This is a genomic window from Klenkia terrae (assembly GCF_037083865.1).
Lineage (GTDB): Bacteria > Actinomycetota > Actinomycetes > Mycobacteriales > Geodermatophilaceae > Klenkia > Klenkia terrae.
Map to the genome: position 1 here is coordinate 1 of NZ_JBAPLV010000012.1, position 13,119 is coordinate 13,119.

Sequence of the window (13,119 nt, forward strand, 5' to 3'; positions counted from 1 at the left end):
TCACAAGATCACTGATCGCCTACGACCACTGATCCAATCGGACTTACTCATCTAGGGGTCTGCGAGCGACTCCGAGCCGGTCCGGCCGATGACTGGGGAGCGCACCGACCGCTACGAGCAGGCGCACCAGCGCCTGGAGGAGCTGGTCTGGGTGGTGCCGGTGGTCCGGGTTGGCCAGGACGGGGCCCGGAGACCCGGTCCGAGAGGTGGGGCGACGGTGGCGGGCCCTCCACGGGGCGGGCGGTGGGGCTGACGCGTCGTGCCGGGCACCGGGTCGCGGCGGCCGGCCGGGCGGTCGGGAGGATGAGGCTGCCCCGCCACCGATGAACGAGGAGTCCCGTGCCCGAGCCCGCGCCGGTCAGCAGCATCCTGTTCCCGGGGCGGCACCACGTGCTGACCCGGTTCCAGGCCGAGCACCTGCGGGCCCTCGTCGCCGGGGAGCTCGCCGACACCGACGGTGTCGCGGTCGCCTGCACCGGCGACGTCGCCGTCGTCTGGGCGGTCACCTCGGCCAACCACCGCGGCACCCGGCGCAACCCGGTGCCCGCGCACCGCCGGGAGGCCGCGATCGAGCGGTTCTGCCTGGCCGAGGACCTGACCGGCGTCGTCGTCGGCGTGGTCGACGTGGCACCCACCGACCGGTTCGCCGAGCTGACCGTCAAGACCGTGGCGCACGAGACCGGCGGCCGGTGGGCGCCGGACCCGGCCGACACCGTCGTCGCCTGCTCCACCGCCTCGGTCGCCGCCATGTACCGGGCGCTGGGGTACCGCATCGTGCCCGTCGAGGACGGCTCGCCCGACGACCCGGCCCGGCCGTGGGACGTCCTCGAGCTGCTGGTGGCCGGCGACCCGGCCTGGCGCGAGCTCGCCCACCCGGCCACGGTCGCCGTGTTCGACCGGTACGGGCTGGCGGAGTCCACCCGGGTCATCTGCTCGGACCCGGTCGTCGGCTCCGAGGGCGGGCTGACCGCCACCCGGGAGTACCGCTCCTACATCGCCGCCTTCGAGTCCGCGGCGCAGCGCAAGTGGGACCAGGCCCGGCCCTACGTCCAGCCCGGCCGGATCGTCGACATCGGCTGCGCCACCGGCGCGATGCTGGAGCTGGCCGCCGCCGAGCCGACGCTGCACGAGTCGGACCTGTTCGGCATCGAGGTCGCCCGGCACCTGTTCGACGAGTGCGAGCACCGCCGCGCGCAGGGCGCCTTCGCGGCCAACCCGAACACCTTCTTCGTGCAGGCCAACGTGCTCAACGGGCCGGTCTTCCCGCCGTCCACGGTGGACACCACGACCACCTTCGCGCTGACCCACGAGATCCTCAGCTACGGCGGCGGGGTGCCTGCCCTGGAGGAGCTCGCCGCCAACGTCGCCGCGCACACCGTGCCCGGCGGGGTCTGGGTCAACTCCGACGTCTGCGGACCGGCCGACGGCGACCGCCGGGTCCGCCTGCGGCTGCGCACCGACGACGGCGACCGGCCCGCGGCACCGGTTGACCTGGCGGCGCTGCCCGCCGCCGACGTCGCCCCGTACCTGGAGGGCCTGAGCACCCGCGCCCGGTTCGACCAGTTCGCGCAGGACTTCCGGCGCGCGGCCGGGGTGCCGTTCGGGGTCGACACCGACGGGGACGACGTCGTCCTGCGGCTGGCCGACGCCATGGAGTTCCTGTCCAAGGTCAGCTACACCGACAACTGGCTCAGCGAGGTGCACGAGCAGTTCTGCGCCCTGGACGGCGACGCCTGGGCGCAGCTGGTGCAGCGCGCCGGCTTCGAGGTCGACCCGCGCTCGGGCGCCTGGCGCAACGACTGGCTGGTCGAGCACGTGTTCGCCCCGATCGCCCATCTGCTGGACGCCGCGACCGGGGAGCCGCTGGAGTGGCCCGACACCCACGTGCTGCTGGTGGCCCGCAAGCCCGAGCTGCCCGGGCTGGGGTAGAGCTCAGGCAGTCGTGGACCAGCCGGTGCGCAGCAGCGAACCCAGCCCGGCGGGGGACGACGCGTCGGCCATCGCCGCCCCGCGCACCCAGCTGATCGCCAGCACCGCCAGGAACAGGTCGCGCCCACGGACGTCGGACCGGGCCCGGCCGGCGTCCTGGGCCGCGGTCAGGAACTCCTCGGTCGTCGTCACGTAGCCCTGGCAGGTCAGGGCCAGCGGCGAGCTCTGCTCGGTGACGGCGGCGCGCAGCGGGTCGGGCAGCCCGTCGAACGCGGTGGCCCAGGTGCCGAGCGCCGCGAGCCAGCCGTCCAGGGCGACGGCCGGGTCGGTCCCGCCGGTCCGGATGGCGTCGCGGCGGGTGATCAGCTCCTCGTCCCGGGCCGCCAGCAGGGCCGCCAGCAGTGCGTCCCGGGTGGGGAAGTGCCGGTAGAGGGTGCCCGGGCCGACGCCGGCCTGCTTGGCCAACGCGTCCAGCGACCCGGTCACGCCGTGCTCTGTGAAGTACCGCTCGGCGACGTCCAGGATGTGCGTCCGGTTGCGGGCGGCATCGGTGCGCGGCCGTCGTCCGGCTGTCGTCCCGGTCACGTCCGGCCTCCCCGGTGGACAATTCGGAGAACGTCTCCGTATGGTCGGTGGCACCCGAACGGAGACCATCTCCGAATCAGGTTACCGCCTCCCCGACAGGACGTCCCGTGCCCGACCAGCTGCTCCTGGCCATCCAGATCGCCAACGGCTACGGCCCCCAGCCGGGCTCCTGGCGGATGCCCGGGGTCGACCCGCGCAGCTACACCGACATGGACGTGTTCGCCCGGTACGCCCAGGCCGCCGAGCGGGGGAAGATCCAGCTGGTCTTCCTCGCCGACACCCCCGCGCTGGAGAACGACATCTCCCGGGCGGTGCCGAACCACTCGATCGACCCGCTGGTGGTGCTGACCACGATGGCCCGGGCCACGCAGCGGATCGGGCTGGTGGCCACCGCGTCCACGACGCTGAACGAGCCGTACACGATCGCCCGGCAGTTCAAGGCCCTCGACGTGGCCAGCCACGGCCGGGCCGGTTGGAACGCCGTCCCCACCTCGCTGCCGGCCGCGGCCGCCAACTACGGCATCGCGCTGCCGCCGCGGGCGCAGAAGTACCAGCGGGTGCACGAGGTCGTGCAGGTGGTCCAGGCGCTGTGGGGCAGCTGGGAGCGCGACGCCTGGGTGCTGGACGCCGAGCGCCGCCAGTTCGCCGACACGGACAAGATTCGGCCGGTCGGCCTGCAGGGGGAGCACGTGGCCGCCCGCGGCCCGCTGCCCATCCCGCCGTCGGAGCAGGGCCAGCCGGTCGTCTTCCAGGCCGGTGGGGGCGGCAACGGGCTGGAGGTCGCCGCCCGGTACGCCGACGGGGTCTACGCCAACCCGTTCAGCATCGCCGAGGGCAGGGCGCACCGGGACGCGCTGCGGGCCGCGGCCGTCGCCGTCGGCCGGGACCCCGACGAGGTCAAGCTGTTCGCCGGCTTCATGCCCAGCATCGCCGGCTCCCGGCGCGAGGCCCTGGACCGCCGCCGCCGGCTGGACGAGGTCGTCGACCTCGACCAGCGGGTGGGCTACCTGGGCTCGATGCTGGGCCTGCGCCTGGAGCCGGCCCAGCTCGACGAGCCGCTCACCGCCGACCAGCTCGCCGCCGCGCGGCCCTCGCCCGGTGACCCGCGCGCCCCGCATGCGCTGCAGGTCGCCCGCGAGGGCTGGACGCTGCGCGACGTGCTCGCGCACGGCGTCATCGACTACCACCCGGTCGTGCCCGGCACCGCCGAGGACGTCGCCGACCACATGCAGGCCTGGTTCGAGGCCGGTGCCTGCGACGGGTTCTCCCTGGCGATCGACGTGTACGCCGACGGCATCGACGCGTTCGTCGACCAGGTCGTCCCGATCCTGCAGCGGCGCGGGCTGTTCCACCTCGACTACGAGGGCCCCACGCTGCGGGAGAACCTCGGCGTCCCCGACCAGTACGGGCTCGACCCCCGACTCACCGCCTGACCACCCACCACCACCCACGGAGGACCACCATGCAGATCGGCATCCTGGGCGTCGGCAACATCGGCGCCACGCTCACCGCCCGCCTGACCGCCGCCGGGCACGATGTCCGCGTCGCCAACTCCCGCGGCCCGGAGACCATCCCGGCCGAGGTCACCGACGCCGGTGGCCGCCCGGTGCACGCCGACGACGTCGCCACCGACGTCGAGGCGCTGGTCGTCTCCATCCCGCTGTCCGCGATCCCCGGGATCCGGCCCGTCGTCGACCGGCTGGCCCCCGACGCCGTCCTGCTCGACACCTCGAACTACTACCCGATGCGGGACGGCCAGATCTCCGCCCTGGACGACGGCCAGGTCGAGAGCCTGTGGGTCAGCGAGCAGCTGGGCCGCCCGGTGGTCAAGGCCTGGAACTCGATCGTCGCCGGGTCCTTCGCCGGCCTGGCCCGGCCCGCCGGCGCCCCGGACAGGATCGCGCTCCCGGTGTCCGCCGACGACGACGCCGACCGCGCGCTGGGCCGGCTGCTGGTCGAGCAGACCGGTTTCGACGCCCACGACGCCGGTCCGCTCGCCGACTCCTGGCGCCAGCAGCCCGGCGCCCCGGCCTACTGCACCGACCTCACCCTCGCCGAGCTGCCCGCAGCCCTCGCCGCGGCCGACCCGGCCCGCTCGCCGAAGCGCCGCGACCTGGCGATGGCGGTGCTCGGGGAGCTGATGGGCGACCCGTCCGCGGACCGCGGGCCGGACTTCATCGTGCGGGTGAACCGGCTGCTCTACCCCTGAGCCCGCGGGATCCGCAGGCCGGCGACCAGGCCGAGCGCCAGCACCCCGGTGGTGACGGCGAACGCCACCTGGAAGGACGCCGCGTCGGTGAGCGCACCGGCGGCCAGCGGGCCGATGATCCCGCCGAGGTCGGCGGCCATCTGGAACACCGCCACCACTCGCCCGCCGCGGACCGGGCTGACATCGGCGACCAGGGCGGCCGGGGTGCTGGCCAGCAGGGACGCCGACAGGCCGAACACCGCCATCGACACCAGGAACGCCGGGGTGGACGCCGGGCCGGCCAGCACGCCGACCGACGCGGTGGCCAGCCCGGCGCCCAGCAGCAGCGACGGACGGCGTCCCCACCCGTCGACCAGCCGGCCCGACCGCAGCAGCCCCAGCGCCTGGGCCAGCGACCCGACCAGCAGGCCGGCGCCGGCCCAGGCGACCGTCCGGCCCAGCTCCTCCGTCACGTACAGCGGGACCAGGGAGTTGCGGACACCGAAGAGCATCCAGCCGACGCCGAAGTTGGCGGCCAGCGCCGCCACGTAGGCCGGGTGCGCCAGCGCCGCGCGCACAGGCAGCGGTCGCGCGGTGGGCACCTCGGGCGCGGCGACCAGGTCCGCGTCCACCGGGCCCGGGGGCACCCGCAGCTGGGCGAGACCGACCGCGCCGGCGGCCAGCAGGAACCCGGCGTAGAGGAAGAACGGCAACCGCGGGGACAGCTCGGCCAGCACGCCGCCGAAGGCCGGGCCGGCGATGCCGCCGAGGATGAACCCGCCCTGGTAGGTGGCCGCCGCCCGGCCGCGGTGGGTCGGGGGCGCCACCCGCAGCAGCAGCGACAGGGCGGCCACGGTGAACATCGCGCTGCCCACCCCGCCCAGGGCCCGCAGGGTCAGGAAGACCGGGAAGCTGGTCGCCAGGCCGGCCGCACCGGTGGCGGCCGCGACGACCACCAGCCCGGCGCTGAGCACCAGCCGCTCGCCGAGCCGCTCCACCAGCGCCCCGCCGCCGAACGCGGAGGCGAACCGGGCCGCCGAGAACGCGCTGACCGCCAGCCCGACGGCCGTCGTCCCCACCCCGAAGGACCGGGCGAACAGCGGGATCGCCGGCGCCACGATGCCGAACCCGAGCGCGACCACGAAGGCCACGACGGCCAGCACCCACACCTCCCGGGGGAGGTCCCCCCGGCCCGCTCGCACCACCCGCGGATGGTCGCAGCCCGGGTCAGCCCGCCAGCAGCCGGTCCCGGTGGGCCAGCACCGCACCGCGGCGGGCATCCCCGGCCGGCAGCAGCTCCAGCAGCCGGTCGTGCACGGCCAGGTCGTCGGCGCCCACGCCGCTGCCGGCGAGCCGGTGCAGCAGGTCGACGTCCCCGGTGTCCAGCACGGCCCGGCGCAGCCCGCCGGCCAGCTCCTCGCGCAGCCCGCGCACCAGGGGTGCCTCCGACCGGGGCAGCAGCAGGCCGGGGGACGCCGCCAGCGCGTCGGCGACCCGGCCGTCGGTCAGCGCCCGCCGGACGGCGAGGACGTCGCTGTCCACGGTGGCCGCCAGCCGGTAGGGCCGGGTCATCAGCAGGTCGGCGCCGATCAGCTGCCGCAGCCGGTGCACCTCGCCGCGGACGGTGGTCTGGTTGCCGCGGTCGCCGTACAGCAGCAGCGCCAGCTGTTCACCGGTCAGCCCGTCGGGGTGCACGGCCAGCGCAGTGAGCACCTCGGCCGGGCGCAGGGTCAGCGGCAGCGGCCGGTCGTCCAGCCGCGCCCGGGGCAGCCCGTCGCCCAGGAACCGCAGGGTCAGCGTGGGCGGGGCCGGCGCCAACCGGACCGGGCGGGCGGGGGAGCGCAGCAGCCAGCCGTCGGCCAGCGGCTCGACGACCACCTCGGCGCCGTTGTCCAGCACCAGCCGGTCCTGCGCCGGGGGGAGCGCGACCCGCTCGGGCCACCAGCCGTAGGGCTGCCCGGCCAGCAACCGGCCCGACCGGGTGACCAGCGCGCCGGCGGCCGGGCCCAGCCGGGTCAGGTGGCCCATGTTCTCCATCCGCAGCCGCTCGTCGGCGATCGCCAGCTTGACCCGCAGGTGGTGCTCGGCGAGCTGCGCCGTGGCCGCCACCAGCTGCACCAGCGCCGGGTGCACGGTGTGCAGCGGGCCGCTGACGTCGACCGCGCCGAGGATCGCGCCGGTGTCCGGGTCGTGCACGGGCGCGGCCACGCAGGTCCACGAGTGGTAGGTGCGCACCAGGTGCTCGGCGGAGTGGATCTGCACCGGTGCGTCCACCGCCAGCGTCGTCCCCATGGCGTTGGTGCCGATCGCGGCCTCGCTCCAGTTGGTGCCCGGGAACAGGCCCACGCCGTCGGCCCGGACCAGCAGCTTGGCCGCGCCGTCCCGCCACAGCACGTTGCCCGCGGCGTCGGTCACCAGCATCACGTGCATCGCCTCGTCGGCGATGCTGGCCAGGGTGCCGCGCAGCAGCGGCAGCACCTCGGCCAGCGGGTGCGCGTCCCGCACCGCGGCCAGCTCGTCCTCGGCGTAGACCACCGGGGGCGTGCGGTGCTCGGGGTCGACGTGCGCGGCCAGGCTGCGCTGCCAGGACGCCGACACCACCGGCCGGGGCGCGGGGCCGTGCTCGTCGCCGGACAGGACGGCGTCGAACACGCCGGTCAGCACCCGGGCGTGCGCCGCCGGGTCGGTGCCGGGGTCCCTCGCGGGTCGCCCCACCCGTCGTCCGGCCACGGTCGCCCCCTGCCCTCGACGTGGCGCCGGTCACCTCGACGCCCCCCAGATCATCGGGGGCGCGGGGTGCCCGGGCAAGCGCCGGGGGTGCCCGGGGTGCTCAGCCCGAGGTACTCAGCCCGGCAGCGCCGCGACGGCGGCCTCGGCCACCGAGACGTCCTGCTCCACCGACCCGGCGCTGACCCCGACGGCGCCGACCAGCACTCCGTCGCGGACCAGCGGGATGCCGCCGCCGAAGGCCACCATGCCGCCGGCGGTCTGCTCCAGGCCGTACAGCTCGGCGCCGGGCTGCACGAGCGGGGTCAGCGCCGCGGTCGGGGCGGCCATCAGCACCGAGGTCACGGCCTTGCGGGTGGAGATGTCGATGCTGGCCTTGATGGCCCCGTCCATCCGGGCGAAGGCGACCAGGTGGCCGCCGTCGTCGACGACCGCGACGTTCATCGGCTGGCCGATCTCGGCGGCGTGGGCGAGTCCGGCGTCGAGGACGGCGCGGGCGTCGGCGTGGCTCAGGGATGCGCTCATGGCGCCCATCAGAACCCCTCCGCGCCCCGCAGACCAGACCCCGCGCCCGCGCAACGAACGCGCAACGTGTCGGCTGTCACAGTGCCCCCGAAGACCCGCGCCCAGGACGTCGTCGACCCCAGGAGCACCCCCGCATGAGCAGTCCCACCGCACCCACCCTGACCGTCGCGGACTACCCGCTGTCGGTCAACCGGCCCGAGCTGCTGCGCACCCCCACCGGCAAGCCCGTGACCGCCCTGACCATGGACGCCGTCGTCTCCGGCGAGCTGACCGCCGAGGACCTGCGGATCGCCCCGGAGACCCTCGAGTTGCAGGCCCAGCTCGCCGACGCCAGCGGCCGGCCGCAGCTGGCCGCGAACTTCCGCCGGGCCGCGGAGATGACCGCGATCCCCGACGCCGAGGTGCTGTCGATGTACAACGCGCTGCGCCCGCGGGCCTCCACCGCGGCCAAGCTCACCGCGATGGCCGACAAGCTCGAGCAGACCTACGGCGCCCCGGTGTCCGCGGCGCTGGTCCGCGAGGCCGCGGAGGTCTACGGCCGCCGCCGGCTGCTGGCCGACGACGAGCCCGAGGACGCGGCGACCGCCGCCACCAGCCCGGACGCCGTCACCCCTGCCGTCGCGGCCGACGAGACAGCCGCCGACGAGACAGCCGCCGACGAGACCACCGGGAGCCCCGCATGACCGCCGTCCAGCCGCTGCGCGCCGAGGAGCCCCGGCACTCGCTGCGCACCGAGGTGCTCGAGGCCCGCCCGGTCAACCTGGACGGGTTCGTCGAGGAGTGGCCCGAGAAGGGCCTGGTCGCGATGGAGAGCGACTTCGACCCGCAGCCCTCCGTCCGGGTCGAGGACGGCCGGATCGTGGAGCTCGACGGCCGGGAGCGCGCCGACTTCGACTTCATGGACAGCTTCATCGCCGACCACGCGATCGACGTGGCGACGACGGAGGCGTCCATGGCGCTGCCCTCGGTGCAGATCGCCCGGATGCTCATCGACCCCGGCGTCTCCCGCTCCGAGGTCATCGCGGTGACCCGCGGGCTCACCCCGGCCAAGGTGCTCGACGTCGTCAAGCTGATGAACGTCGTGGAGATCATGCAGGGGATGCAGAAGATGCGGGCCCGCCGCACCCCGGCCAACCAGGCGCACTCCACCAGCGCCCGGGACAACCCGCTGCAGGTCGCGGTGGACGCCGCCGAGGGCGCGCTGCGCGGGTTCGCCGAGCTGGAGACCACCCTCGGCGTCGTCCGGTACGCCCCGCTGGTGGCCATCGCGCTGCAGGTCGGCGGCCAGGTCGGCCGCGGGGGAGTGCTCACCCAGTGCGCGCTGGAGGAGGCCACCGAGCTGGAGCTCGGCATGCGCGGCATCACTGCCTACGCCGAGACGATCTCCATCTACGGCACCGAGTCCGTCTTCGTGGACGGCGACGACACCCCGTGGTCCAAGACGTTCCTGGCCTCGGCCTACGCCTCCCGCGGCATCAAGATGCGCTTCACCTCGGGCACCGGGTCGGAGGTGCAGATGGGCAACGCCGAGGGCCGCTCGATGCTCTACCTGGAGATCCGCTGCATCCTCATGGCCAAGGGCGCCGGGGTGCAGGGCCTGCAGAACGGCTCGATCAGCTGCATCGGCGTCCCGGGTGCGGTGCCCGGCGGCATCCGGGCCGTGGCCGCGGAGAACCTGGTCGCCTCGATGATGGACCTGGAGTGCGCGTCGGGGAACGACCAGTCGTTCTCGCACTCGGCGATGCGCCGGACCGCGCGGATGCTGCCGCAGCTGCTGCCCGGCACCGACTTCGTCTGCTCCGGGTACTCGGCGGTGCCGAACTCGGACAACATGTTCGCCGGGTCGAACTTCGACACCGACGACTACGACGACTGGAACACCATCCAGCGCGACCTGCAGGTGGACGGCGGCCTGCGGCACGTCCGGGAGGCCGAGATCGTCGCGGTCCGGGCGAAGGCGGCCCGGGTGCTGCAGGCGCTGTTCGACTACCTCGAGCTGCCCCGGATCACCGACGAGGAGGTCGAGGCGGCCACCTACGCCAACAGCTCCAACGACTACCCGTTCCGCGACGTGCTGGCCGACCTCACCGGCGCCCAGCAGGTGATGGACCGCGGGGTCACCGGGCTGGACCTGGTCCGCGGGCTGGAGGCCACCGGCTTCCACGACGTGGCGGAGAACCTGCTCACCGTGCTCCGGCAGCGGGTCTCGGGGGACCTGCTGCAGACCGCGGCGATCCTCACCGCCGACTTCACCCCGCTGTCGGCGATCAACGACGCGAACGACTACGCCGGCCCGGGCACCGGCTACCGGCTGCAGGGCGAGCGGTGGGAGGAGCTCAAGAAGCTCCGGCACGTCACCTCCGCCACCAACCCCGAGACCGAGGTGGACTGAGATGACGACCCTGGACGCACCGGTCGAGCGCACGCTCACCCTGCGCGAGACCGGCCCGGCCACCCGGGGCACCCGCCCCGACGAGGTGGTGATCGCGGTCTCCCCGGCGTTCGGCGACCCGTTCACCCAGACCATCGTCGGGGTGCCGCACGCCGAGGTGCTCCGCCAGCTGATGGCCGGCATCGAGGAGCAGGGCGTCGGCGTGCGGGTCGTGCGGGTCTGGAACACCGCCGACCTGGCCGCGGTCTCGCACATCGCCGCCCGGCTGTCCGGGTCCGGCGTCTCGGTGGGCATGCTGTCCCGCGGGACGACGATGATCCACCAGAAGGACCTGCCCCGGCTGTCCAACCTGGAGCTCTTCCCGCAGTCCCCGCTGCTGGACGCCCCGGTCTTCCGGGCCATCGGGTCCAACGCCGCGCAGTACGCCAAGGGCCAGTCGCCGCAGCCGGTGCCCACCCGCAACGACCAGATGGCCCGGCCGCGCTGGCAGGCCAAGGCCGCGCTGCTGCACCTCAAGGAGTTCGAGTGCATCCGGGCGGACGCCGGCCCGGTCGAGCTCGAGGTGACCATCGAGCGCGCCGCGGGGTGAGCGGCCGGCTCGTCGTCGGCGTCGACATCGGCAACAGCACCACCGAGGCGTGCCTGGCCCTGGTCGGCCCGGGCGGCGAGGTGACCCACCTGGGCACCGCGCTGACCCGGACCACCGGGGTCAAGGGCACCCCGGCCTCCACCGAGGGCGCGCTGACCGCCGTCCGCCGGGTGCTCACCGACGCCGGCCGGCGCCCCGGGGAGCTGGACCGGGTGCTGCTCAACGAGGCGACCCCGGTGATCAGCGGGCTGGCGATGGAGACCATCACCGAGACCGTGATCACCGAGTCCACGATGATCGGGCACAACCCGGCCACCCCCGGCGGCGAGGGCCTGGGCGTGGGCACCACCGTCTCGGTGCTCGACCTCGCCGGCCACCCGGGCGACGAGCCCGCGGTGGTCGTGGTGCCGCACGGCTGGGACTTCGACGACGTGGCCGCCGCGCTGAACACCGCCGTCGCCCGCGGGGTGCCGGTGGTGGCCGCCGTCCTCGCCGGGGACGACGCCGTGCTGGTCACCAACCGCCTCCGGCAGCCGATCCCGGTCGTCGACGAGGTCTCCGCGGTGGAGAAGGTGCCCCTGGGCATGCGGGCCGCGGTCGAGGTGGCGGCCCCGGGCCGGACCATCCGCACGCTGTCGAACACCTACGGCATCGCGACGGTGTTCGACCTGGACCCCGACCAGACCCGGCAGGTGTCCCCGGTGGCCCGCGCGCTCACCGGCAACCGGTCGGCCGTCGTCGTCCGGACGCCGTCGGGGGACGTCACCGACCGGCGGATCCCGGTCGGCGTGCTGGAGCTGCGCGGCGAGGTCCGCACCGTGAAGGTCGACGTGGACGCCGGCGCCGAGGCGATCATGGACGCGCTGGCCCGGGTGCAGCCGCTGCGCGACGCGCACGGCGAGCCCGGCACCCACGTCGGCGGCATGCTCGCCGCGGTGCGCGACACGATGGCCGACACCATGGACGACGGGTCCGGGGGAGCGCCGGGGGACATCGCGATCCGGGACGTGCTGGCGGTGGACACCTTCGTGCCGGCCGAGGTGCGCGGTGGGCTGGCCGGGGAGATCACGCTGGAGAACGCGGTCGGGCTGGCCGCGATGGTGCGCACCAGCCGCAGCCGGATGGCCGCCGTCGCCGCCCGGGTCTCCGCCGAGCTGGGTGCCGAGGCCACCATCGGCGGGGTCGAGGGCGAGATGGCGGTGCTCGGCGCGCTGACCACGCCGGGCACCCGGGCGCCGGTGGTCGTGGTCGACCTGGGCGGCGGGTCCACCGATGCCGCCTCGCTGACCGCCGAGGGCGTCTGCACCGCCGTCCACGTCGCCGGGGCGGGGGAGCTGGTCACCAAGCTGGTCGACGCCGAGCTCGCGCTGGACGACCGCGAGGTCGCCGAGCTGGTCAAGCGGTCGCCGCTGGCCAAGGTGGAGAGCTTCTTCCACGTCCGGCACGAGGACGGCACCGTGCAGTTCTTCGACCAGCCGCTGCCCGCCCACGTCTTCGCCCGGGTCGTCGTGCTGAGCCCGGAGGGCCCGGTGCCGATCGGCACCCGGCACGGCCTGGACGCCGTCCGCCGGGTCCGCCGGGAGGCCAAGCGCCGGGTGTTCGTGGTGAACACGCTGCGGGCGCTGCGCCAGGTCGCCCCCGACGGCGACCTGCGCCGGCTGGACTTCGTGGTGCTGCTGGGCGGCTCGGCGCTGGACTTCGAGATCCCCGACCTGATCGCCGACGCGCTGGCCGCGCACGGCGTGGTCTGCGGCACCGGCAACGTGCTGGGCGACCAGGGCCCGCGCAACGCGGTGGCCTCGGGCCTGGTGGCCGCGTTCGCCCAGGGCATCGGGTGAGCCCGCGGCGGGAGGAGCGGGTCGAGCCGCCGGCGATCGTGCTGAACCACGCCCCGGGCGCTCCGGCGGGGGTGCTGCGCGAGGTGTCCGCGGGCGCGGAGGAGGAAGGTGTCCCGCTGCGCCGGCAGACCGGCGAGGGGGAGGCGGTGGAGCTGGCGCACGCGGCGGCCCGGGACTCGCGGCTGTCGGTCGGCGTCGGGGTGTCCGCCGACGGCACGCTGGCCGTGCACCACGCCCAGCTGCCCGCCGACCACCCCGCGCTGGAGGGGGACGCCGCGGACGGGCGCCGCGCCGGCCGGGTCGCCGCCCGCGTGGTCACCGGCCTGCCGCTCACCTGAGGTCAGGC

General features: G+C 75.2%; 12 protein-coding genes. 8 read left to right on the forward strand and 4 right to left on the reverse strand.

Annotated elements, in window-relative coordinates; genetic code table 11:
- Positions 1 to 339 precede the first annotated feature (339 nt).
- On the forward strand, positions 340 to 1,929 hold the full coding sequence (locus tag UXQ13_RS11945; RefSeq protein WP_225235545.1) for a class I SAM-dependent methyltransferase: 1,590 nt from the start codon (positions 340 to 342) through the stop codon (positions 1,927 to 1,929).
- A gap of 3 nt (positions 1,930 to 1,932) precedes the next feature.
- Here the strand turns inward: UXQ13_RS11945 and UXQ13_RS11950 are convergent, their stop codons facing one another.
- Positions 1,933 to 2,514, reverse strand: a complete 582-nt coding sequence (locus UXQ13_RS11950; RefSeq protein ID WP_225235546.1) for a TetR/AcrR family transcriptional regulator — start codon at positions 2,512 to 2,514, stop codon at positions 1,933 to 1,935.
- Between the two features lie 107 nt (positions 2,515 to 2,621).
- Between UXQ13_RS11950 and UXQ13_RS11955 the strand changes: the two genes are divergently transcribed.
- A complete protein-coding gene (locus tag UXQ13_RS11955) occupies positions 2,622 to 3,947 on the forward strand; it encodes an NtaA/DmoA family FMN-dependent monooxygenase (protein WP_225235547.1) in 1,326 nt (441 codons plus the stop codon).
- Positions 3,948 to 3,976: 29 nt separating this feature from the next.
- A complete protein-coding gene (locus UXQ13_RS11960; RefSeq protein WP_225235548.1) occupies positions 3,977 to 4,723 on the forward strand; it encodes an NADPH-dependent F420 reductase in 747 nt (248 codons plus the stop codon).
- On the opposite strand, the gene UXQ13_RS11965 is transcribed toward UXQ13_RS11960, so the two are convergent.
- The 3 genes from UXQ13_RS11965 to UXQ13_RS11975 all read right to left on the reverse strand — a co-directional run bounded on the left by UXQ13_RS11965 (position 4,714) and on the right by UXQ13_RS11975 (position 7,954).
- Entirely contained in the window at positions 4,714 to 5,907 is a 1,194-nt protein-coding gene (locus UXQ13_RS11965) for an MFS transporter (RefSeq protein WP_225235549.1), read from the reverse strand. The two genes, UXQ13_RS11960 and UXQ13_RS11965, sit on opposite strands and share 10 nt — an antisense overlap.
- Before the next feature lie 22 nt (positions 5,908 to 5,929).
- Complete coding sequence (locus UXQ13_RS11970) at positions 5,930 to 7,417, reverse strand: helix-turn-helix domain-containing protein (RefSeq protein WP_225235550.1); 1,488 nt, start codon at positions 7,415 to 7,417, stop codon at positions 5,930 to 5,932.
- Positions 7,418 to 7,546: 129 nt separating this feature from the next.
- Positions 7,547 to 7,954 (reverse strand): GlcG/HbpS family heme-binding protein, encoded by a 408-nt coding sequence (locus tag UXQ13_RS11975; protein WP_225235551.1) that lies wholly within the window; start codon positions 7,952 to 7,954, stop codon positions 7,547 to 7,549.
- Between the two features lie 134 nt (positions 7,955 to 8,088).
- Here UXQ13_RS11975 and UXQ13_RS11980 point away from each other — a divergent pair, with 134 nt between their 5' ends.
- Genes UXQ13_RS11980 through UXQ13_RS12000 form a run of 5 tightly spaced genes read left to right on the forward strand, consistent with a single transcriptional unit; the run spans position 8,089 to position 13,111 of the window.
- Positions 8,089 to 8,637: a diol dehydratase small subunit gene (locus UXQ13_RS11980; RefSeq protein WP_225235552.1), complete on the forward strand. Its 549-nt coding sequence runs from the start codon at positions 8,089 to 8,091 to the stop codon at positions 8,635 to 8,637.
- Positions 8,634 to 10,346, forward strand: coding sequence for a propanediol/glycerol family dehydratase large subunit (locus UXQ13_RS11985; protein ID WP_225235553.1), 1,713 nt, complete (start codon positions 8,634 to 8,636; stop codon positions 10,344 to 10,346). The genes UXQ13_RS11980 and UXQ13_RS11985 overlap by 4 nt, the downstream gene beginning before the upstream one ends.
- A 1-nt stretch (position 10,347) precedes the next feature.
- Positions 10,348 to 10,935, forward strand: a complete 588-nt coding sequence (locus UXQ13_RS11990) for a propanediol/glycerol family dehydratase medium subunit (protein ID WP_225235554.1) — start codon at positions 10,348 to 10,350, stop codon at positions 10,933 to 10,935.
- The gene (locus tag UXQ13_RS11995; RefSeq protein ID WP_225235555.1) at positions 10,932 to 12,773 is read left to right on the forward strand and encodes a diol dehydratase reactivase subunit alpha; all 1,842 of its coding nucleotides are present in this window, start codon (positions 10,932 to 10,934) and stop codon (positions 12,771 to 12,773) included. The genes UXQ13_RS11990 and UXQ13_RS11995 overlap by 4 nt, the downstream gene beginning before the upstream one ends.
- Entirely contained in the window at positions 12,770 to 13,111 is a 342-nt protein-coding gene (locus UXQ13_RS12000) for a glycerol dehydratase reactivase beta/small subunit family protein (protein ID WP_225235556.1), read from the forward strand. Before UXQ13_RS11995 ends, UXQ13_RS12000 begins: the two co-directional genes overlap by 4 nt.
- The last annotated feature ends 8 nt before the right edge of the window (positions 13,112 to 13,119 follow it).